At 44.5% G+C, this 21,628-nt stretch carries 18 protein-coding genes; 13 read left to right on the top strand and 5 right to left on the bottom strand.

The genetic code is table 11. From position 1 onward, the window contains the following. The first annotated feature begins 5 nt into the window (after positions 1-5). The 4 genes from NYE72_RS08800 to NYE72_RS08815 all read left to right on the top strand — a co-directional run bounded on the left by NYE72_RS08800 (position 6) and on the right by NYE72_RS08815 (position 4,187). Positions 6-1,139: an ABC transporter permease subunit gene (locus NYE72_RS08800; RefSeq protein ID WP_076214340.1), complete on the top strand. Its 1,134-nt coding sequence runs from the start codon at positions 6-8 to the stop codon at positions 1,137-1,139. A 200-nt stretch (positions 1,140-1,339) separates the two neighbouring features. Beyond that, entirely contained in the window at positions 1,340-2,554 is a 1,215-nt protein-coding gene (locus NYE72_RS08805; protein WP_256721475.1) for an S-layer homology domain-containing protein, read from the top strand. Between the two features lie 143 nt (positions 2,555-2,697). Beyond that, the gene (locus tag NYE72_RS08810) at positions 2,698-3,189 is read left to right on the top strand and encodes an RNA polymerase sigma factor (RefSeq protein WP_036684055.1); all 492 of its coding nucleotides are present in this window, start codon (positions 2,698-2,700) and stop codon (positions 3,187-3,189) included. Beyond that, positions 3,186-4,187 (top strand): anti sigma factor C-terminal domain-containing protein, encoded by a 1,002-nt coding sequence (locus tag NYE72_RS08815; RefSeq protein ID WP_076214333.1) that lies wholly within the window; start codon positions 3,186-3,188, stop codon positions 4,185-4,187. Before NYE72_RS08810 ends, NYE72_RS08815 begins: the two co-directional genes overlap by 4 nt. 798 nt (positions 4,188-4,985) lie before the next feature. Here the strand turns inward: NYE72_RS08815 and NYE72_RS08820 are convergent. After that, a complete protein-coding gene (locus NYE72_RS08820; RefSeq protein ID WP_036684053.1) occupies positions 4,986-5,330 on the bottom strand; it encodes a helix-turn-helix domain-containing protein in 345 nt (114 codons plus the stop codon). 174 nt (positions 5,331-5,504) lie between these two features. On the opposite strand from NYE72_RS08820, the gene NYE72_RS08825 reads away from it, so the two are divergent. The 5 genes from NYE72_RS08825 to NYE72_RS08845 all read left to right on the top strand — a co-directional run bounded on the left by NYE72_RS08825 (position 5,505) and on the right by NYE72_RS08845 (position 10,325). Beyond that, positions 5,505-6,437, top strand: coding sequence for an aldo/keto reductase family protein (locus NYE72_RS08825; RefSeq protein ID WP_036684051.1), 933 nt, complete (start codon positions 5,505-5,507; stop codon positions 6,435-6,437). A 31-nt stretch (positions 6,438-6,468) separates the two neighbouring features. Next, the gene (locus tag NYE72_RS08830; protein WP_036684049.1) at positions 6,469-7,317 is read left to right on the top strand and encodes an NAD(P)-dependent oxidoreductase; all 849 of its coding nucleotides are present in this window, start codon (positions 6,469-6,471) and stop codon (positions 7,315-7,317) included. A 35-nt stretch (positions 7,318-7,352) separates the two neighbouring features. Continuing rightward, positions 7,353-8,375: an SDR family oxidoreductase gene (locus tag NYE72_RS08835; RefSeq protein ID WP_076100000.1), complete on the top strand. Its 1,023-nt coding sequence runs from the start codon at positions 7,353-7,355 to the stop codon at positions 8,373-8,375. Positions 8,376-8,527: 152 nt separating this feature from the next. After that, positions 8,528-9,187: a class I SAM-dependent methyltransferase gene (locus tag NYE72_RS08840; RefSeq protein WP_036684047.1), complete on the top strand. Its 660-nt coding sequence runs from the start codon at positions 8,528-8,530 to the stop codon at positions 9,185-9,187. An 85-nt stretch (positions 9,188-9,272) separates the two neighbouring features. After that, positions 9,273-10,325, top strand: coding sequence for a CapA family protein (locus NYE72_RS08845; protein ID WP_256717423.1), 1,053 nt, complete (start codon positions 9,273-9,275; stop codon positions 10,323-10,325). Between the two features lie 582 nt (positions 10,326-10,907). Here the strand turns inward: NYE72_RS08845 and NYE72_RS08850 are convergent. Together NYE72_RS08850 and NYE72_RS08855 are read right to left on the bottom strand one after the other, a co-directional pair. After that, positions 10,908-11,741, bottom strand: coding sequence for a carbohydrate ABC transporter permease (locus tag NYE72_RS08850; protein ID WP_036684045.1), 834 nt, complete (start codon positions 11,739-11,741; stop codon positions 10,908-10,910). Then, a complete protein-coding gene (locus NYE72_RS08855; RefSeq protein ID WP_036684044.1) occupies positions 11,741-12,631 on the bottom strand; it encodes a sugar ABC transporter permease in 891 nt (296 codons plus the stop codon). The genes NYE72_RS08850 and NYE72_RS08855 overlap by 1 nt, the downstream gene beginning before the upstream one ends. 197 nt (positions 12,632-12,828) lie before the next feature. Between NYE72_RS08855 and NYE72_RS08860 the strand changes: the two genes are divergently transcribed. From NYE72_RS08860 to NYE72_RS08875, 4 genes are all read left to right on the top strand, one after another. Beyond that, positions 12,829-14,691, top strand: coding sequence for a histidine kinase (locus NYE72_RS08860; protein ID WP_339212059.1), 1,863 nt, complete (start codon positions 12,829-12,831; stop codon positions 14,689-14,691). Beyond that, the gene (locus tag NYE72_RS08865) at positions 14,684-16,327 is read left to right on the top strand and encodes a response regulator (RefSeq protein WP_339211716.1); all 1,644 of its coding nucleotides are present in this window, start codon (positions 14,684-14,686) and stop codon (positions 16,325-16,327) included. Before NYE72_RS08860 ends, NYE72_RS08865 begins: the two co-directional genes overlap by 8 nt. Positions 16,328-16,452: 125 nt before the next feature. Continuing rightward, on the top strand, positions 16,453-17,763 hold the full coding sequence (locus NYE72_RS08870; protein ID WP_076316742.1) for an extracellular solute-binding protein: 1,311 nt from the start codon (positions 16,453-16,455) through the stop codon (positions 17,761-17,763). 119 nt (positions 17,764-17,882) lie between these two features. After that, positions 17,883-19,976, top strand: a complete 2,094-nt coding sequence (locus tag NYE72_RS08875) for a glycoside hydrolase family 36 protein (protein ID WP_076316743.1) — start codon at positions 17,883-17,885, stop codon at positions 19,974-19,976. Positions 19,977-20,052: 76 nt separating this feature from the next. Here NYE72_RS08875 and NYE72_RS08880 read toward each other — a convergent pair whose 3' ends face one another. Both NYE72_RS08880 and NYE72_RS08885 read right to left on the bottom strand, forming a co-directional pair. Next, positions 20,053-20,844, bottom strand: coding sequence for a GHKL domain-containing protein (locus tag NYE72_RS08880; protein ID WP_080742445.1), 792 nt, complete (start codon positions 20,842-20,844; stop codon positions 20,053-20,055). Further along, positions 20,841-21,590 (bottom strand): LytTR family DNA-binding domain-containing protein, encoded by a 750-nt coding sequence (locus NYE72_RS08885; RefSeq protein WP_076104094.1) that lies wholly within the window; start codon positions 21,588-21,590, stop codon positions 20,841-20,843. The genes NYE72_RS08880 and NYE72_RS08885 overlap by 4 nt, the downstream gene beginning before the upstream one ends. Positions 21,591-21,628: the final 38 nt, after the last annotated feature.

The raw sequence follows: 21,628 nt of genomic DNA on the forward strand, positions 1-21,628 counted from the left end.
TACACATGAACCGTCTGGTGATGTTTGAATTACGTAAAATTATGATTCCCAGAGTCTGGATTTCTATAGCTGGAAGTATTGCATTAGCCATTTTTTGTTTTGTTAGTTTCTACCCATCCGGTTCGGATAGTCTATTGGTTGTAAACAAGGAAAAGCCTGAAGCTATTGCCGCTCATCTAGGAACGATTCAACCAGATTTAGCTTTGAAATACGCACCTAGACTCAAAGAAGAATATGCTGAAGACAGCGCTTGGCCCAAAGAGGAGAAGATGAAACGAATTCTGGAGCAACACTATGCTGGTACAGCTTATATGGCAGATCAATTCAACAGAAATTTAACAGAGCTGAGAGAGCAGAAGGTTTTATTAGAGCAAGAACCAGGATCTTATGCACTAAGAGATGTTACTAAAAAGCTCTCCATGCTGGAGGAGGGAAAACCACGGGGGTTTTATGTAACGGAGGACTGGGACTTATTACATATATTTTTTTCAAGCTCGCCTGGCGTCGGCGATCTTCTGATCGGTCTTATTCTAGTATTTGCGCTGGCACCCTTGTTCTCTGGTGAGGAAAACTATAGAATGGATGCACTTATTCTATCTAGTAGATACGGAAGGTTGAAGATTGTTTCGGCAAAACTATTAGCTGGATTTATAGTTACGTTTAGCTGGGTTACTCTTTTTTACGGAATTTGCACATTGCTGGCCTGTTTACCGTTCGGCTTCGTGGGCTGGAATGCCCCGCTGAATAGTTACTTTTATTTTGATGAGACTCCATATGCCTTAACCCAGCTGCAGGGATTTGCCCTGAAATATGCTGTAACCTTGCTGGCTGCATGTGGTCTATTGTTATTGACGGCGCTGATATCCGCTTTGTGTCGGAGTAGCTTAAGCAGTCTTGGACTGGCAGCATTCGTAGTTATTCTTCCCCTTTTCTCTTTGCCTGGAATGTTGGGCAAAATAATCTCTTTTTTACCGTCAGGTGTAATGGTTAGCAGATCCTTAATCGTAAAATATGTATCCTATAACATTTTTGGCATCCCTATATTACATCTACCCTTGTCAATTCTTTCGGTGATAATCATAGGTATACTTGCTATAATGCTTATCCCCAAAGCTTTCGAACGTCGATTAAAGGTCTAAGTAGTAGGTAGGTTAAGATCGTTCCCGCTATGAAGGGGAGCGATCTTTTTTGGCTTTTCTTGTGAAAAAGGAGAGCAGTATATTTACGAATCAGACTTTTTACCCGATAGTTAAGATAAAGGGTTAATCACGATAAACCTGACAAAGAGAGCAGGAACCCCTTACCGATAAGAACGAAAGGGATTATTAAATTGAAGATAATGAAGCTATTGGTACTAGGTCTTATCTCGGGGACAATTGTGACATGCGGCAACGTGAGTTATAGAGTTCATGCTGAAACGACAACGTACGAGAATACAGGGACATATGAAGAAGTGGAAGAGGACGGTGAGGAGGATCCGGCATCTTCACTGTTCACTGACATTCAAGGTCACTGGTCTGAACCTTGGGTGCGCTGGGCGTTAGGCAACCAATTGATGGTTGGTTATGATGATGGGAGCTTTCGACCGGATCAGCCGATTACGGAAGCGGAATTTTTGAAATTATTTTATCTTTCTTTCGGCTATCCAAAGGCTACTAGCATAGGCGAAGAATGGACAGCAGCACCGTATAGAATGGCTAAGTGGTGGAATCATCCAGTTACTGGACTACAATATCCAGTGGCAAGATCGACTCCAATCACCAGAATGGCCGCCGCAAGGTTAGTTGTATCTGGTCTAGGGATGAATTACAACGACACGGATTCCGTCGTTTATTTGCTGGGTAACTCTCTACTTCCACTTCCCGGGGAGCCAACTTTAGTCGGTTTTAAAGGAAATCTCCCGCTTACAAGAGCAGAGGCTATACAATGGATGAGAATGCTCAAGCTTAAGGGAATATATACTGTAAATTCTCGTCCAGAAGAACGATCGGATCGGAGTCTATTACCGTCATTACCGGAACAGGGTACAGGCTTGAAGGACTTTATAGCGGCTCCGGTAACTGATAGTGATTTCGGAATAGCGGATAGTGTACGTAATCTTTTTATTGATTTTGGGAGTTCAAGAATGTTAGTAGAGGAACATTACGGGGATTCAACAGGTCAAGATGTATTCAATAATGAAATGTATAAAGAAGTATCTGTACATTATGATACCGAAGGTCGGCTGAACGCTTGGAAAATAGACAAAGATAATGAGCGCATTGATCCAATCCACATAGGTACATTGAACAATATTCGACCTGGGGTAAGTACATTGGAAGATGTGCTAAAGGCATACGGTACATACGTTGCAGTGGATAACGAATACGGGATTATAGTGAGTTACTGGTTTGAGAACAAGGGTGGAGTGTATGAGCCCCGATTGTCACCTTTTGAAATGGATAATATGGAGGGTGGGTTCTATATAGGCTTCATTATTGACAAACAATCTCTGAAAGTTCAAACCATACTCATATCTACAGCTCAGCAGGCAATGAATCCTACGGATATATAGGAATTGTACTGGAACCTTATTCATTCTTTAAAATGTGACGGCATGTCTTTCTGAGGCAGCCGTCTTTTGTTTTATAATTTTTTTCACCTCATAAGCTAACATTCCGAGAACTTTATCGTTATACATACGAAGGGAGGTGCAGGATGAAGCCCGGGCAGCTACATCAGATACTTCAACCTAAAATGTTAGAAATTCAAAAATACTTGATTCGTCTCGGGGCACCTGCAGCCGACGCTGAAGATATCGTACAGGATACGGTGTATAAGGCTCTTTTGTATATTGATTCCATTGATGAGAACAAATTCAGTGCATGGTTATATAAAGTAGCGATCAACCGCTACTATGATCTGTGCCGCCGACGCAAGCGGATAGTCATTCCTATTGACTATGTAGATGTGCCGGATATGGAATTGCCAGAGGATCATGTGCTGTTAAAAGAGAAACGGGAAGACATCGAAAGAGTGTTGGATGAGCTTCTACCGCTCCATAAACAACTCATTATTATGAAATATGAGCTGGAGCTGTCCTATCAGGAGATAGCTGAGCTTCTGGGAATTACGACAGATACAGTGAAATCGGCATTGTTTCGTGCCCGCAAGCAATTTCAAAAAAAGTATAGAGGTGAAGCGGAATGACAGCTCCATGGGAACAAAAGGATGATCAGAACCTTTCAAAAGTAATTAAGAAGGCAAAACGAAAAACAATGATTCGAAACACAATCATTTCTCTAGTGGTGACGGTTATAGTATTATTCGGCGGGATGCTGGGTAACGCCCATCTGACAAGCTGGTTGGCGATGCGTGGTTTGGATGAAGAGAGGATCATGATGAAGATTAGCAGTCCTAACCTTCAGGAGTTGAGAACTGAACTTGATTTAGGGTTTCTATCGGGTAAAGTTGAACTGAGCACTTACAAAGTTGTTGAGGGTGTGCCCATCGTATGGGATACTAAAAAACTGTATTTCGATATGGGCAGCCGGTTTTCTCTGCTTAATAGGGGATACTCTAGTATAAATGTTCCTGACCCGGTAATGACACAGCAAAATTATGAATACTACCGAGGATATAACAGTCAAAATGCTCAGCGGGAAATGATGTTTTATGTGCCTGGAGTGAATTATAACGAAAAAGTGCTGAATGACCTGCCTGCACTCGAACAAATGGAACCTGGTAAGCTCGTAGAAATGGCAGTTTCTTTTGATAAAGGCTACACTCAGGCAGAGGTAGAGAAGATGCTGCCGGCGGGTTTGACACAGACATGGTATTGGGTGGATACGTATGACGATAAAAGGAACCTTGAGTTTATTAGGAATGACAGCGGTCCGAATAAATATGCCTTACCGGAATCAGCTAGACAAGTATATGGCTACGGTGGGGAATGGGAGGGGTTATTTAAGCCGAAACCAGAGGATTTTTTACAATCCTTAACCTATGGGCTTCAGATGAAGGGCAAGCATTACGGAGAGTTTGAGCGAATCTCGAATTACTTGAAAAAGGATAAAGCGGCGCCGGACGCCAGTGATGTACAGCTATTGGGAGTTGTCGTTACTGGAACAGCGAAAGAGCTGCAAAGCCTCAAAGGAAAACCCTATGTAAATACGGCAGTTCTCGGCGCGATTGTGGATAAATATTAGATCAATATAGTAAAAATGTTGGAGGGGTTGTTCTACAGGTGGATTTTCTACGAAAAGAGACGACCTCTCCTTCATTTTCAAAAATGCAAGGGTCAAAAGAGCAGCGATTCATCCTCCTATTGGATCTTCGCTGCTCTGCGTTTTTGATTATCCGCGATCTGCTTCAGTAGTAGATTGAAGGCAAGGCATAGCCTGCTGACCTCAAACGGCAATTTGTGTATGACTTGACGCAGAAATCGCTGGTATCTCCGGTTGTTTTCAGTTAACCAAATACGCATTCCGACTCTATAATTGGGGAATTTTTCCCTATAATTCTTAGATATTTGGTCATCTAACTTATAATTAGGGAAAACCTCCCTGTAATTTACCTGATTTGGTGAAAAAGAAAGGAATCAACCCGATTTTTAGGGAGAAATTCCCTCATTATGCTCTTTTTTAGCGAATATCGGCTATTTTTAGGGAGTTTTTCCCCAATTACACTAAAGCGCACATCACACATCGCACACCGCGGCGCATCACACACAGCACACAGCACACAGCACACAGCACACAGCACACAGCACACAGCACACAGCACACAGCACACCGCACACCGCACACCGCACACCGCACACCGCACACCGCACACCGCACACCGCACACCGCACACCGCACACCGCACACCGCACGCCGCACATATCCCATGGGTTAAAGTAAGAATCCATTGTATAGCCAATTTATAAAAAAGAAGCTACCCTATAAGTAGAATTCTCTACTTTTTGGACAGCTTCTTTTTTCATCAGTCACAATCTGCTCAAGCTAAGTCCATTTCGCGGACCACAGCTTCATTTCCTTCAAAATTTGATGTAAATCCTCACCTTTGGGAGTAAGCGAATATTCTACCGTAACAGGAACAGTCGGAAATACGTGACGCTCAAGCACACCATGCTCCTCCAGATGGCGCAACGTAGTGGTCAGTGCGCGGGGAGACACATTAGTGATTTTTCGTTGCAGTGCCCCAAAACGCTGCGTGCCGTCGAATAGCTCTCTGAGGACAAGAAAGGCCCATTTTCCACCTAATACTTCAAGTGTTTTTTCAACATTACATTCAATAGTAACAGGGGTTTTGGGGATATAATTATTAGTAGATTTAGCTGTCTTCAAGGTATCTCCTCCTGTTTGTGAAGCTACTATACTCTAGTATAGTAACTACACTAGAGATCATATAATAAACTAATTTTCACTTCTTTCTATTATATACAAACTATTCTAGAATGAATATGAGTGCTAAGCAACCTGCCAAAATCAAACACGGAACTATGGAGAGGAGCAGTTATTATGAAATATCGCAGATTAGGTGGAACCGGTTTAAAAGTCAGTGAGATTAGTTTGGGAAGCTGGCTGACATACGGAGGCTATGTGGAAAGAGATAATGCTGTTAATGCCATTGAAACCGCTTACGACTTAGGCGTGAATTTTTTTGATACTGCAAATGTTTATGAAAAAGGTGCTGCCGAGAAAGTACTAGGTGAGACTTTACGTAACTACTCTCGTGAGTCCTATGTATTAGCTACTAAAGTATACGGGGAAATGGGCTCGGGACCTAACGACCGTGGACTATCCCGCAAACATATTACGGAACAGTGTCATGCTAGCTTGAAACGTCTCGGAGTAGAATACGTGGATATTATGTATTGCCACCGTTTTGATCCGGAAACTCCAATTGAAGAAACCTTACGTGCGCTGGATGATCTGGTTCGGCAAGGCAAGGTATATTATGTCGGTGTTAGTGAGTGGACGGCGGCGCAAATGACCGATGCGTTAGCTGTAGCAGACCGCTATTTGCTAGATCATATTGTTGTTAATCAGCCGATTTATAATATGTTTAACCGTTATATTGAGAAAGAGATTATTCCGCTCGGTGAGCGCCGTGGGATTGGACAGGTGGTATTTTCTCCACTGGCTCAAGGGCTGTTAACTGGAAAGTATAACACGGACATCCCTGAGGATAGCCGTGCTGCTAAGCTGGATCGATTAAAAGATTCGATTACAGAAGAAAAGATTGAAAAAGTCCGCCAATTGAGTGGGATCGCCACGGAACTGAATATTTCTGTTGGGAATTTGGCTTTGGCTTGGATTTTGCGTCAACCTAATGTAGCTAGTGCACTGGTGGGTGCCAGCCGTCCGCAGCAGGTCGAAGAGAATGTTAAGGCTTCGGGTATGGAGCTTTCGGAAGAGATTTTGAAGCAGATTGAGGAGATTCTGGAGTAGTTGTTAGCTTCATAAAAAAGGAGACACGCTCATGGCGAAAGTAGTTGTTACAGGCGGCAGTGGGATGTTGGGCAGATGGGTGGTCCGGCATTTTGTAGAGCAAGGGTATGAGGTTGTGAATGTAGATACGCAAAAATCCGCAGATTCTTTGTGCCCAACGATGATTGCTGATTTGAATAATTTGGGTGAAGTATATGGTGTACTTGCTGGCGCTGATGCAGTTGTACATTTGGCTGCGATCCCAGCTGCAAATATAAAGACGAGTGAGGTCACCTTTCAAAATAATGTAGTATCTACCTATAACATTTTGGAGGCTGCAGCGGGTCTCGGGATTCGAAAAGCAGTGATTGCTTCCAGTGAATCCTCCTACGGAATCTGTTTTGCGGTTAATCCTTTGGGGCCGAAGTATGTGCCTATGGATGAGGAGCATCCACAGTTGCCTGAAGACAGCTACGGTCTGTCTAAGGTTGTGAATGAGCAAACCGCTGAGATGTTCTATCGCAGAAAGGGTATACAGGTCGTTTCCCTAAGAATCGGAAATGTTATTGATCCATCGGCGTATGAACGTTTCCCTTCCTTCATTCATGATCCAGCGCAGCGCGATCGGATTCTATGGAGTTATATTGATACACGGGATGTAGCAACAGCTTGCCAATTGGCAATCGAAACGGATGGATTGGGCGCGGTTGCTCTTAATATATGTGCAGATGAGACCAGCATGGCTGTTCCTAGCAGAGAGCTAATGGCCGCACGTTATCCAGAGGTGACGGATTTCCGCCAGCCGCTGGAGGGTCACGAGTCGCTACTCAGTAATGAGAAGGCCAAAAAGCTGCTGAATTGGCAGCCGAAGCACGTATGGCGAGATTATGTTAACCAGTAAATAACGAGCCGGATTCACTATAAGGAGCGTGCAAAATGAAGGTCTTATTTATTGGAGGTACGGGATTAATTAGTCAGGCTGTATCCCCGTTGGCTGTAGCTCAAGGAATCGAGCTGTATTTGTTCAACAGAGGACAGCGGGATGAATTCGTTCCAGAAGGTGCAAAAGTAATTAAAGGAGACATTCGTAATCCGGCAGAAGCCGCATTAGTATTACGAGATTACGAATTTGACGTAGTGGTAGACTGGATTGCTTTTACACCGGAACATGTGCAGGCAGACATTGACCTGTTCACTGGTAAAACGACGCAGTACATTTTCATCAGCTCAGCCTCTGCTTATCAGAAGCCGCAGCGTAATTATGTAATTACAGAAGAGACACCGCTGGAGAACCCTTATTGGGAGTATTCGAGGAATAAAATTGCGTGTGAGCAGCTGTTGATGGAAGCTTACAAGGCGAACGGATTCCCGGTTACGATTGTTCGTCCTTCCCATACCTATGGAAATACAGCCATCCCTGCGGCACTTACGAGTGGCCAGCATCCTTGGTCACTGATCGATCGTATCCGCCGCGGCTTACCTTTAGTCATACATGGAGATGGAACCTCTTTGTGGACACTGACGCATAATTCGGATTTTGCCAAAGGTTTCGTTGGATTGCTTGGACATCCGGAAGCGATAGGTGAGGCCATTCATATAACTTCCGACGAGGTATTAAATTGGAATCAGATTTACGCGGCCATCGGACAAGCGGCAGGTGTGGAACCTAAAGTTGTGCATATCTCCACAGACTTTATCGCAGCCTTTTCCCCTCCAGGGACAGCGGATGGCTTGATCGGTGATCAAGCGGTAAGCAGTGTTTTTGATAATAGCAAAATCAAACGTTTCGTGCCTGACTTCCAGGCTACTGTGCCTTTCTCCAAAGGGATCAAGCAGTCGGTTGCTTGGTTCGAGGCACATCCTGAGCAATGTACAGTCGATGCGGAATGGTCTGCGTTACTTGATAAGTTGATCGAGAGACATGGAATTGAGGCCAAACCTCTTTCATTCTACGCATAAGGTTTATACAGTTATATTTAAAGACGGTCTGTTCCTAAGGGAGCAGCCGTTTTTTTGGGTTTGTCTCGTTCAATGTAAGGTTATGGAATGAATCAGCAAATCATGAATATACTCTCACTACCTAAAATTCCGTTGAAAAAGGAGTCCTGGCCATGCCAACCCATCCCTTTGTCTCGCGTTTTTTCGTAAATTCAGATGCACGTCGTGAGAAGTTGATTTATGATCTGCCGGAATCATGGTGGAGCCGTCCCTTTGAATATGAGTGGTGTATTAACTTTATTTCTCCGCATGGTGTTGTGCTGGATGCCGCCTGTGGGATTCCTCATCCCTTGAAGTTTTATTTGGCAGGGGTTTGTGCAGAGGTCTATGCCTGCGATAAGGACAGTAGGGTTATTTACCCGAAAGCTATCCAAGAATGTATTGAGAATGAGATTGGGGAAAAAGCGGCGAAGCAGGTTATCGCTAGAAGAACAAACAACCTGCATTTCGCTCAAGCTAATCTGACGGATCTGCCTTATGAGGATGAGAGCTTTGACACTGTCTTTTGCATATCAGTATTAGAGCATTTGAGCTTTGAGGATACAGTGGGTACTTTACGGGAATTTCACCGGACGTTGAACGAAGAAGGATTATTGGTATTGACATTTGATTACCCGACGGTAAATCTGAGTCTTATGAATGACCTGCTGCTGCAAACTGGATTTCAGTATTGGGGGGAGACGGATTTTGAGTTGCCTGCGGATGCTGTGCATACGGATGCGTGGGGCGGATTAAATTGCTTCAGAGCCGTTCTGAAAAAAGCAAAGGAATAACAGGTCTTTCTACTCTTAATTTAGTAACCTCTTTCCAGTATGCTAGGATCATAGCTAATAAAAAGATGAGAGGAGGCTGTGTTTTTTGAGATTAGGATCGAAGGTTTTGCGTAGAATAGCACTTATTACACTTATGTTATCACTAATAGTTCCTGTGACATCTGCTTCCAGTGCAGCTTCACTATCTTCAGATCCTATAAAGCTTGCTTTTGCGGGTGATATCCTTTTGGATGGTTTTGTTGGCGATCAGATTGCTAAATATGGGGTGAACTTTCCGTTTGTAAAGGTCGCATCTACGCTGCAAAAGGCTGACATCGCCTTCGCCAATCTGGAGACGCCTGTGTCTATCCGAGGGAAAGCGGCAGAGAAAACCTTTGCCTTCAGATCCAAACCAGCAACGTTAGGTGGCTTAACCTATGCCGGGATTGATGGAGTGTCCTTGGCGAATAATCATATTTTGGATTATGGAAAAGACGCTATGCTCGACACGCTGATCCATTTGGATCGAAACAAGATTGGCCATACAGGAGCTGGCAAAGACGAAGATGAAGCGTTCAAGCCTTATACTAAGACGGTAAAAGGGAAAAAGATCGCCATCCTTGGCGTTAGCCGTGTGCTTTCAAATCCTTCGTGGTATGCCGGCAAAAACAAACCGGGAGCCGCTTCAGCTTACACCTCGCAGCCTATGCTTAGCGCCATTCAGAAGATGTCCAAGGAGAATGATTACACGATCGTATATATTCACTGGAATGAAGAGTTTAAGGATTTCCCTGAAAAGTACGCTCGCACACTAGCTAAACAGATGATTGATAGCGGGGCGGATTTAATTCTTGGCGCACACAGTCACTGCCTTATGGGCATCGAATACTATAAGCACAAGCCCATTTATTATTCACTTGGGAACTTTGTATTTAATCGCTCCACACGTGGTGGGGAAAAAACACTTAATTCTATGCTATTGAACGTTGAGATTAAGGACTCCAAGATGACCAGCAAGATTACACCTGTCAAAATCATTGGCGGACAGCCTAATTTTATGGATGATTCCTACAATAGGAAAACGATTAAGCTGATGAATACCCTATCTTTTAATGCCAACATAGACGCTAACGGCAGGGTCACGGAGAAGGCGCTTTAATTAATACAAACTCTGATTAACTATTCACGGATCACGCTCGATCTCGTTGGAATGCGAAATGTGTGGAGTACTTATGGAGTACGTATGGAGTATGTATGGAGTCCGTATGGAGTACGAATGGAGTACGTATGGTGTATGTATGGTGTACGTAGGATGTGGCGTATGGAATACCTATGGAGTGCCTATAAAAGATCACCGTTGTGTTTGTGAAATAACTGCATTCTATACACCTATTTTATATGTAAAACGGACCATTTTGCTTTTAAGTGTATTCTATGCAACTAAAAACTAGAAAATCGGCCTAGAGGGCATTAAATCAAGAGAATAGTTGTACGAAATACAGCTATATCCATCGGCCGAGCGAGTTGCAGAGTTATAGTTGTACAAAATACAGTTAAACTACTAGTTAGTATTGGAACGTCTGCATCAAAAGCTGACCGTAGCAGTATGCAGAGAGTATTGGAACGTCTGTATAAAAAGCTGACTGAAGCAGTATGCAAAGTATTGGAACGTCTGCATAAAGGGGGAGATCCATATGGATCTCCCCCTTTTTATGCAGAAGCTAGGTTTGGAATCAGTTAATCAGCCCTTCACCGCCCCCGCAACAACACCCTTAACGATGTACTTTTGCAAGAAGATGAATACTACGATTGATGGCAACACCGCCATGACCATAGCAGTCATCGCATATTGCCAATCTGAGGTATATTGGCCCACAAAGGTGTAGGCAGCCAGTGTCAGCGTTTTGGTATCTGGGGAGCCGTTGACCATAAGCAGCGGGAGCAGGAAGTCATTCCAGATCCACATTACGTCGATAATGACAATGGTTGTTGTGACCGATTTCAGCAGTGGGAAGATGACACTGAAGAACAGGCGGAAGCCGGAAGCTCCATCAATCGTGGCACTCTCATCAATTTCAACCGGAATCCCTTTGACGAATCCATGGTAGATAAACACGGCGAGTGGAGCACCGAAACCCCAATATAACAACCCAAGTCCCCAAGTACTCTCAGAGAGATTTAAAGTCTTAGCCGTTTGCAGAACGGTCAGCATGATCGATTGGAACGGAATCAGCATCGGCATAATGCAGAGGAAATAAATCACCCCGCTCAGTCTGGATTTCGTCCGTGCCAGCTTGTAGGCTGCTATGGATGAAATGAACACAATACCCAGTAGACCTACACCGGTAATGACAAAGTTGTTCAGGAACAGCTTCGGATAGTTGATAAACTTCCACACGTAGGAATAGTTGCCGAATACCAGATGTTTTGGCAGGGCGATGACATCTGTCATGACTTCGCTAAAGCTTTTTAACGAGTTGATAATTGTCAGAAATAGCGGATATAGAAACAGAAGAGAGAGGATGACCATAACAACCTCTAGAATGATTCGTCCTGCTTTGCGGTTTGTATTCATTATGCCTCAACCTCTCTTCGTTTGAAGAATGCTAACTGGAGAATGGTTACCACCAAGACGGCCAGGAACAGGATAAGCGCTTTCGCTGTACCGTATCCATACAGATTGTTCTGGAAGGTATCACGGTAGATATCGTAAGCGATACTGTAGGTAGTTCCGCCAGGTCCGCCCCCGGTTAAGGACAGGATGACATCGAACACCTTGATCGAATTGGTCAGTGCCATGAACACAGAAATCGTAATGGATGGAGCGAGCAGTGGCAGCGTAATACTGAAGAATTTTCTCATGGGACCAGCGCCATCAACTGTGGCTGCTTCTTTGAGATCCTCAGGTACAGATTGCAGACCGGCAATATAAATGACCAGATAAAAACCAATCGACTGCCAGATGGAGACGGCCAGTATGGAGACGAAAGCAAGTCCTGGCGTCCCTAGCCAGCTTAGACCAAATATGGACCAGCCTGTACTTTCTCCGAGTGAGTTGAAACCTTGCATAAAGATAAATTTCCAGATAAAACCGACAATGACAAGACTGAGGATATAAGGAATAAAGAAAGCGGCTCTCAGCCAAGGGGTGCTCTTCAGCTTCATGTCCAGAACTAATGCGAGCAAGATGGCCAGCACGTTAACGAGAACAATGTACAGAATCGCATACTTTATGGTGAACCAGGCTGAATTGGCGAAGTTGGTGTCGCCCATAAAGATTTGTTTGAAATTATCAAGTCCGACAAACTTAGGGTGTTTCGAAATTCCGTTCCATTTGGTCATCGAATAGCGGATAGTCATGGCAAACGGAATGTAGAATGCTACAGCGATACAGATTAGGACTGGGAGAGTGAATAATCCGAATTCTGTTTTCTCGCGCCATCTTTTGCCGAGTGATTTTAACATGGATGCACCTCTTCTTGATTTGTTGGGTGGTAATATCGACTAGGCTTGCCACACATAACCATTCCGGTTAGTCTATATTGTGTATTATAGAGCAGTGCCCTATACTCAAAAATGGATTTAAGAGTACAGTTAGGGGTAAAAAGGTGAACTGAAATATTTATAATTAAGCCTGTAAATCGTGGGGGAGGTTGCCGGTCATTATTAAAAAGTGGATCATAAAGCGGTTTGAACCCGTGCTGGAGCTTGTCTCACGCAGGTTGGCGAACAAGCTTATTTTGCTGTTTACAATCATCATTGTTTTGGTGGTGACCTCACTGACGTTCATTTCATACGGCATGCTGCGAAAAGAATCGGTGAATAACAGCATCGCCAGTACGAGCAACAATCTGTTGCTTGTCGGCCGGAATCTGGAGAGTTATTTGGACGGCATCGAGCAATTATCCCTGCCGCAAATATCGTATGACGAGATCACCTATGCGATTTTGCATGAATCGGAGGATTATGCCTCGAAGATGTATGTGGAGGACTACTTGAAGAACCTGTACTTCTCCCGCAATGATCTGGAAGCTATCTACCTGTATGTGATCAAGGAGCACAAGTATTATTATGTCACCAAAGAGAACTACAATATTACCGTGCGGGTCGCCGAGCATCCGTCGATTGAGAATCTTTCCTGGTATAAAAAAGCGTTGGCCAGCCCGTTTAACCGTTCTTACCAGTCTTTTGTAAAAAACCAATCCTCGATGATCAATAGCTCCGACTACCCTATAAATAAGGATAAAAGCTTCATGGGCTACCATCGATTGCTGCGCTCCATAGTTTCCAGAGAGCCGCAGGCGGTGCTCTCCCTTTATTTCAACTCCTCGGTTACTGACGAGATTATGAAGGATATTCCCTTCAGTAAAGGGCAGCACCTAATGTACGTCAGTCCCGATAATGAACCTTTTGTGGTGGATGACCCCGGGTTTTATCAACAGAGCGAACAAGAGGGACTGCTTAAGGAGCTGACACTAGCCTCAGGAGGACGCGTGACGTGGTCGGATAAAGAAGAGAAGTATCTAGTGATTTATGACATCAGCAAAAAAGAAGGCTGGAAGCTGATTAAGCCGATTCCCTACAAAGAAATTTATGAAGCGGCTACGACAACACGCAAATTGAACTATTTCATAGGACTGTTATTTTTAATCGTTTCGGTCATCTTGGTCAGCTTTATTTCGAACAAAATAACGAACCCGCTAAAGAATCTGTCGCTGCAGATGAAGCGGTTCAGTACAGGCAGCTTTGACGCTGAAGCACAGGTTGAAGGAAAGGATGAAATTGCCTATCTGTCTCGCCACTTCAATAAGATGGTGGAAAAGACGAATGAGCTGATCAATGAACGGTATAAAATGAAAATTGTCGAGAAAAATGCTGTACTCAAAGCACTGGAAGCTGAGATCAATCCGCATTTCTTATATAATGCCCTGCAAGCCATTTCCACCAAGGCGCTGAAAAACAACAATGATGATATTGTCGATATGGTCGATAATCTTGCTATGACGTTGAGATACTGTATTAGCGGTAAAGATGTGGTCCATGCCAGAGAGGAATTAAAGCATATTGAACGTTATTTGGCACTGCAGAAGGCTCGTTTTGGAAACAGAATGCAGGTGGCCTACCAGTGGGAAGACCCTTTGCTGGAGCTGGAGATTCCGAAGCTGTCCATTCAGACCTTGGTAGAAAATTGCATCAAGCATGCGCTGGAAAAAGTATCCATAACGATCACAATTACCATTGAAGCGCATGTGACGCCTAGCCATACTGTTATTTCAGTGACGGATGATGGACCGGGGTTTAGCGGGGAGCGGCTGGAGCAAGTGAGAAATTCTCTTCAAATCCAGTGGGAGGATCAGGGCGGAGAAAACGCTGCCGAAAGTGACACGGAAAGCATTGGACTGAAAAATTTGAACACGCGGCTGAAGCTTTTGTATGGTGAGGCTGCGGGTTTGGCCATTACCAGTGATGCTGGCGGAACAAAGATGGACATGCGGTTACCGCGGGGAGGGATTAACCATGTATAAAGTACTGATTATAGATGATGAGGAACCGTTGCGTGAGGCGATCAACATCCTGGGAGACTGGAAAGGACTAGGTGTCGATCAGGTACTGGAGGCTACGGATGGAAATATGGGCCTAGACATGCTGCGTGAGCAAAAGATCGACCTTGTATTGGTTGACATGAAGATGCCGGAGCTGAACGGAAGTGAGCTGCTGCAGATCGTGGAGAAGGAGTTCCCGGAACTGCTGACGATTGTAATCAGCGGCTACAATGATTTTGAATATACCCGCCAGGCTATCCGTTCTAAGGTAGTTGATTATTTGCTGAAGCCGGTCAACCGGGGGGATTTGAATGCGGCCCTGCGTAAAGCTATCGATGTGCTGGAGGCTAAACGCAAGAAAGAAAGCGAGTTCATCAACAGGAACATTACGCTCAACATGTCTCTGCCGAAGCTAAAGGAGAAAATCTATCTGTCGATCATTGAGCGCAGCTTCAAAAATCAGTCCAACGAGGCTTTTCTGCCGTTGATCGGCGCCGATACGACGGGAAACTATTTTGCTGCGGGTGTACTGCGGGTGCTCAATTTGGAACAAGTGCGTCGTAATCGCTTCCATGAGGACCGGGATTTGCTGCATTTTGCCGTCACGAATGTGATTAATGAGAATAGCGATGAGCATTTTCAGGCCTTCAGCTTCGCCAGTCATAAGGGAGAACGCGAGTTCATCGCCATCTTCACGATGAAAGGCGGCTATGAGGAGGACGCAACTTTCCGCTCTTTACATCATATGAAGAAGTTAGTCTCGACGCTGAAGGAGCTATTCGGAATTGTTGTTGCCGGAGGAATTGGACAGCCCTATGGTGACATCATGGCGCTTGCTCAATCCTATGAGACTGCCAAAGCCTCTCTCGACGGGATTGACCTCCTGACGCTGAAGGGAGCGATTGTCACAAATAGCAGCAACGATACTTCCCAGGGGAAAGATAATCCCTCCTTGACGGGACGTATGCCCTTGATTCGCAACGCACTGGAGAGCGGGAACATCAATCATGCCAAAAGTATTTTAAGCGAATTCACAAAGAAATGGGAGGCTTCCGGACGTTTTAATCTGGGCGAGGCTGACCGGCAGATAGAGGAATTTATTATTTTACTGAACGATATTGCGACGGAGCTGGATGCGGTCCCCGAACGTATTCGCGGCGGTAAAGATAAAGGATTGCGTGGGCTAGGCATCGGGAGCGATTTTGCTTCCTTTGGCGAATTTGAGCGGGTACTGAGCGGAATTCTAGATTGCTATGGCAATGAAATCAGCAAAAGCCTTGCTGGCAATCGCCCCAGCGTACTGGAAAATATTAAAGCATACATTGATAATCACTATTTTGAGAATATTAAAATATCGATGTTCACGGATAAATATTTCCTGAGCAGAGAATACTTGATGAAACTTTTTAAAGGGCAATATGGTTATGGCATACATGAGTATGTACAAAAGGTAAGAATGGATAAGGCAAAGGAGCTGCTATCCACCCCCGATTTGAAAATCCAAGACATTTCCGAGATGTTGGGGTACAAGGACAAAAATTATTTCAGCAAGGCGTTCCGGAATTATTATGACTGTTCACCTTCTGAATATCGGGTTCTGCTATTGAACGGGGAGTAGTGAAGCGGTTACATGAACACACTTTTTTACCCTAATAAGTTCACTTATGTACATTCTTATCCTTTTTCTTTTTCTTTAGAATTGTCTCAAGACCACTAGATGCATGAGGAAAAGGGGGCAACATCATGTTAAAAAGATTTATGGCTTTATCTGCGAGTCTGCTGCTCGTCGGCGGATTACTGGCGGGTTGCGGCGGAAACAACAATGCCGCTGACAATAGCGGAACAGGGAATACTCCAGCCACAGATTCTGGCAAGCCGGTCACGATTAATATGTTCACCGCATCACCCGAGTACACTGATGCTTTTAACGCTTATATTGCCGAGTACAAGAAAGTTAAACCGAATGTGACGATTAATCTGGAGATTATGCAGGCTGACTACAATACGGTGCTCAAATCGAAGATTGCTGCGGGAAGTACACCTGACGTATTCCAGACCACAGCGGGCGGAGATATTGATACTTTTGCGGAGTATAGTGCTGACCTAACTAATGAGCCACTGGCTGCGGCGATGACCGATGCAGTGCGTTCTAACATGAGTTCTTCGGACGGTAAAGTGCTCGGTCTTCCGGTAAAAGGAAATCTATTCGTCCTGATGTACAATAAGAAACTGTTGGCTGATGCTGGGATTACAGAAGTTCCTAAGACAACAGCCCAAATGGACGATGCGATTACTAAGCTTGAAGCTAAAGGTATTACTCCTTTTGCCAACGCCTATAAAGAGTGGTGGGTATGGAAACATATCTTCCAACATTTCGTAGATGCGGCAGCCCAAGATGCGGGTACGGATGCTAAGACACTAGTAAATGATTTTATTGCCGGAAAAACCACGATCAAGGATCACCCGGTGCTGTACAATAACTTCTTCAGCTTCGTTGATACTACTGTTAAACATGGCACAGACAAACCGCTTGAACGGGACAGCAATGCTGAAGTCAGCGACTTTGCATCCGGCAAAACAGCGTTCATGACGGGTAAAGGCGCATGGGATGAAGAAGCCATTAAGAAAATCACACCTGACTTCGACCTGGGCATTATGGGTTACCCAGTCAGCGACAAGGCTGAACAGTCCCAGATCATTACGGGTGCGGATCAGGCCCTGCGTATCAATAAGGATTCTGCTGTAGCTGGTGAGACTATTGAGTTCTTCAACTGGCTGTATACTTCTGAATACGGTAAGAACTGGTTCTCTACAGTAGCAAAGGTTATTCCTCCAATTAAGGATGCTCCAATGCCTGACCTGCAAATGCCAAAAGAAATGGAAGAAATCCTCAAAACAGAGAAATCCGGCGACCTGTCCGTGAACTACTCTCTGGATACCTTCCACCAAAAATTTGGTGAGCTCATGCAGGCTTACATCGGCGGCAGCAAAACTAAGGATCAAGCCATCGATGAAATTCAAAAAGCTTGGATTCAATTCGGATCGGCAGAATAACTAGGTTCAGATCAGGGGGCGGGCTCCAAGGTAAGATTCACTTACTGGAGAACCGTCCCTTTTTTATATGTTATATAATCATAAGAAGATACTGAGATAAAGTCAGGAGGTACATTATTATGAATAGCAAAATGATTGAAATCATTGAAAATGGACTATATCTTACGATTGAAGTTACGGAAGATCAGGATGTTCGGCTTTTGCATTTTGGAGCGGCACCTTTGGAAGCAGCCATAGCGGATAAGAACAAGCAAGGCTTCCGGCTGCTGGAGCTGCAATTATCGGGTGAAGACCGCGCCGAATATCACGGGCGCACACACCGAGCATCCTATCCGGGTCTTCGGATGGTATATGCGGGGCACAGCGATACAGTGAATGCGCTCGGACGTAAACTGGAGCTTAGCTTGGTTGATCCGATTACGGAAATCCAGGCAGTACAGCATTTTCAGTTCTACAAGGGCGTGCAAATCGTTCGAAGCTGGACAGTGCTAAAGAATGCTGGAGAAGCTGAGGTGGCAGTGGAATACATCTCCTCCTTTGCTCTTACAGGTGTAGACAAAGAGGGGAGCGGGGAGCGCAATGATAAGATTGAAGTAACCCTTGCCCACAGCGGATGGCAGAGTGAACTTCAGTGGCGGACCTACCGCCTGCCTGAGCTTGGGATGTATCATTTGGCAGACCGTGGCTCCAAACGAATTGCCGCAAGCAATACAGGCTCTTGGTCAGCAGCGGAGCTTCTACCGATGGCGGTTTTGCATAATAAGGAGAGCGGGACAAGCTTGTTCTGGCAGATTGAGCATAACGGCTCTTGGCATTGGGAGCTGACGGATCAATACGATCAGCTTACACTGCTGGTCAGCGGACCTACAGAACATGACAACCATTGGTGGCTGAACCTAGCTCCCGGTGAAGAGTTTACTTCGGTGCCAGCAGCTGTAGGTGCTGTGCAGGGAGGATTTCAGGGCGCGGCAGAACAGCTTACGGTATATCGCCGGATGATCCGCAGACCTAATGAGGATAATGAGCTGCTGCGGATTATTTTTAATGACTATATGAATTGCCTATGGGGAAGCCCAACGACTGAGAAACTACTGCCTTTAATTGATGCTGCCGCAGAAGTAGGTTGTGAATATTTCTGTATTGATGCTGGCTGGTATGCACCCGGAGAGTGGTGGGATGGCGTAGGCCAGTGGGAGCCTTCCAGCGATCGGTTTCCGGAAGGGATTAAATATGTGCTCGACTATATCCGCAGCAAAGGGATGATTCCCGGACTATGGCTTGAGCTGGAGGTTATGGGCATCAACAGCCCGAAGCTTGCGGAGACTGATGACAGCTGGTTTTTCATGCGGCATGGTAAAAGGGTTAAGGACCGTAGCCGCTATCAGCTAGATTACCGCAACCCGAAAGTCATTGATCATGCAAACGGTGTTATTGCGCGTCTGGTTAAGCAGTACGGTGTAGGATACATTAAAATGGATTACAACATCAATGCAGGCATTGGGACAGAAACGGATGCGGACAGCTTCGGAGATGGGTTGCTACAGCATAACCGCGCTTATCTGGCTTGGTTGGACAGCATCTTTGTTCGTTATCCGAACCTTGTCATCGAGAACTGTTCCAGCGGGGGAATGCGCATGGATTATGCGATGCTCAGCCGACACAGCATCCAGTCTACTAGCGACCAGGAGGATTATGTACAGTATGCGGCCATTGCCGCAGGTTCTCCGGCAGCACTGACACCGGAGCAGTCCGCAGTTTGGTCTTATCCGCTGCGCGAGGGTGACGATGAGGAAGTCATCTTCAATATGGTTAATGCGCTGTTGCTTCGTGTACACCAGAGCGGTCATTTGGCGGAGCTTGAACCTCACCGCAGAAGTCTAGTTAAAGAAGCGCTGGATTATTACAAAACCATTCGCAGTGATATCCCACACGCCACACCTTTCTGGCCGCTCGGCCTGCCTGACAGTGAGGGCGAATGGGTCAGCCTTGGCCTGCGGCGCGGCGAACGACGGTATGTTGCAGTATGGCGGATTGCCGGAGAAGCTGCAAATGTCCAATTGCCGATAGAAGAGCTGAAGGGATTTGAACCAGTGATCGCCTGTGCCTATCCTCAGCAGCATAGTTCAACTTGGAATTGGGATCAATCGGCAGGGGTTTTGACGGTGGCACTCCCACCAGGAAAAACAGCGAGATTGTTTGAGATTACTTCGTAAAGCTTGCGGCGGGCCTGCTCCCCTTCAGTCTGCTGTTGGGGAGCGGCCGCTGTACTTGCTAGGGAAATAGTTTTTTTCACTGCCTTTCTAATTCGGTCAGGTTTGGCTTAGCTGCTGAAAGTATGTTTAGAAAAGGTAGTACAATGATTGTTTCGAATTCATTATTTTGAGCGTTAGTAACTAGATGACCTCCGTATTTTTCGGTGACACTTTGAATATTTGTTAAGCCGAATCCGTGAAAAGCGGGATTCTCTTTAAAATTATGCTGCACTATAGTGCTAGAATTGTTCCGTGAGTTGGTGACTTGGATAAACAATGAAGTATCGGTAGTGAAAATTAGCAGCTGAATAAATCTATCTTCTTTTTTTGGAACTCTTGCAGCGGCGTTTAGAGCATTATCCAGCACATTCCCGATCACGGTACATAAGTCAAACCGATCAATATCAATAGCTTCGGCGTGTATATGAATATCATACTTAATAGCAATTTTGTGTTCACAAGCAATATTTAGCGCGTTGCCAATTAAAGAATCAATTACCAAATTACCTGTTGATAGTTTGAGAGAAGGCTGATGAATTTGACCGAGCATTGAATTGATATGATGGATAGATTCCTGAATCTCATTGTTCTGAATACAATTCCGGACATATACCAAATGCTTGTTCGTATCATGGATAACTTGTTTGATGCTTGTAAGGGAATGTGTGGTTTTTTCATAGCTGATGTGTTGATAATCCATCTGTTTATGTAATTGCAGATTTTCTTTAGTCAGTTTGGTGTTTTCATTAATTTTACCGAATAAAAGGATGGTTTCTCTGATTAGCAGAATAAGCAACATCATGATGACCATTGATAGATAAAGAGTCATCCTCGTTCTTTGAATTGTGCAATCATATAATAGGCGTAGGCTTCTTTAACCTCTTTTGCCTGAGTACGGCCAATAGGAAACTGCTCTTGATTGTGCATGACTACGGAAGTAGCTGTAAACTTATGGACATGTTCCAGATTAACAATAACGGAACGATGAATAAGCATAAATGGACGGTTTAGTTTACTTATATATTCTGAAATTGTACCTGGAATTATGTAATGCTGCGTAGAGGTAATGATCTTTAGTCGGTTTTTAGCCAAGGAATGTTTGATTTTAACAATCGCAATAATGTCAGAATTTTTGATCACCATATGTCCATCTTCAGTTTTAATCATTAGAAACCTATTTACAGAAGAAATGATATAGTTACATAGCTTTATTATCTTTGCCTCAAAACACTCATAGTTTACTGGTTTAATCAAATAATGGTAGGGTTGCACATCAAAGCTGCTCATTACGTACTGCGGATAGTTTGTCAAGAATATAATTTGAACCTCCCGATCCGGAAGTGCACGGATTTTTTTTGCAACCTCGATTCCATTTAATCCTCTCAGTTCAATATCCATTAGAAGTATATGAAAAGGATAACTACTCTGTTGATTATAATAGTGAAGCAATTCCTCACCGGAGGTAAAATATTGAGTCTCGAAAGAGTAAGCCGTGCTTTTCATAAGTCTTGGGAGATATTCCTTTAGCAAATCGTGTTCCTTTTTCTCGTCATCGCATACGGCTATGCGTAACAAAGCCATCCCCCCCCATAATTAAATTTGTTAATCTTCAG

It is taken from the genome of Paenibacillus sp. FSL L8-0333, from assembly GCF_037965665.1.
Lineage (GTDB): Bacteria > Bacillota > Bacilli > Paenibacillales > Paenibacillaceae > Paenibacillus_AQ > Paenibacillus_AQ odorifer.

Bases quoted from the DNA above. Each gene is read 5' to 3' on its own strand.
- NYE72_RS08800 (WP_076214340.1), top strand. From the start codon at position 6: ATGAACCGTCTGGTGATGTTTGAATTACGTAAAATTATGATTCCCAGA.
- NYE72_RS08805 (WP_256721475.1), top strand. From the start codon at position 1,340: ATGAAGCTATTGGTACTAGGTCTTATCTCGGGGACAATTGTGACATGC.
- NYE72_RS08810 (WP_036684055.1), top strand. From the start codon at position 2,698: ATGAAGCCCGGGCAGCTACATCAGATACTTCAACCTAAAATGTTAGAA.
- NYE72_RS08815 (WP_076214333.1), top strand. From the start codon at position 3,186: ATGACAGCTCCATGGGAACAAAAGGATGATCAGAACCTTTCAAAAGTA.
- NYE72_RS08825 (WP_036684051.1), top strand. From the start codon at position 5,505: ATGAAATATCGCAGATTAGGTGGAACCGGTTTAAAAGTCAGTGAGATT.
- NYE72_RS08830 (WP_036684049.1), top strand. From the start codon at position 6,469: ATGGCGAAAGTAGTTGTTACAGGCGGCAGTGGGATGTTGGGCAGATGG.
- NYE72_RS08835 (WP_076100000.1), top strand. From the start codon at position 7,353: ATGAAGGTCTTATTTATTGGAGGTACGGGATTAATTAGTCAGGCTGTA.
- NYE72_RS08840 (WP_036684047.1), top strand. From the start codon at position 8,528: ATGCCAACCCATCCCTTTGTCTCGCGTTTTTTCGTAAATTCAGATGCA.
- NYE72_RS08850 (WP_036684045.1), bottom strand. From the start codon at position 11,741: ATGAATACAAACCGCAAAGCAGGACGAATCATTCTAGAGGTTGTTATG.
- NYE72_RS08855 (WP_036684044.1), bottom strand. From the start codon at position 12,631: ATGTTAAAATCACTCGGCAAAAGATGGCGCGAGAAAACAGAATTCGGA.
- NYE72_RS08865 (WP_339211716.1), top strand. From the start codon at position 14,684: ATGTATAAAGTACTGATTATAGATGATGAGGAACCGTTGCGTGAGGCG.
- NYE72_RS08870 (WP_076316742.1), top strand. From the start codon at position 16,453: ATGTTAAAAAGATTTATGGCTTTATCTGCGAGTCTGCTGCTCGTCGGC.
- NYE72_RS08875 (WP_076316743.1), top strand. From the start codon at position 17,883: ATGAATAGCAAAATGATTGAAATCATTGAAAATGGACTATATCTTACG.
- NYE72_RS08880 (WP_080742445.1), bottom strand. From the start codon at position 20,844: ATGACTCTTTATCTATCAATGGTCATCATGATGTTGCTTATTCTGCTA.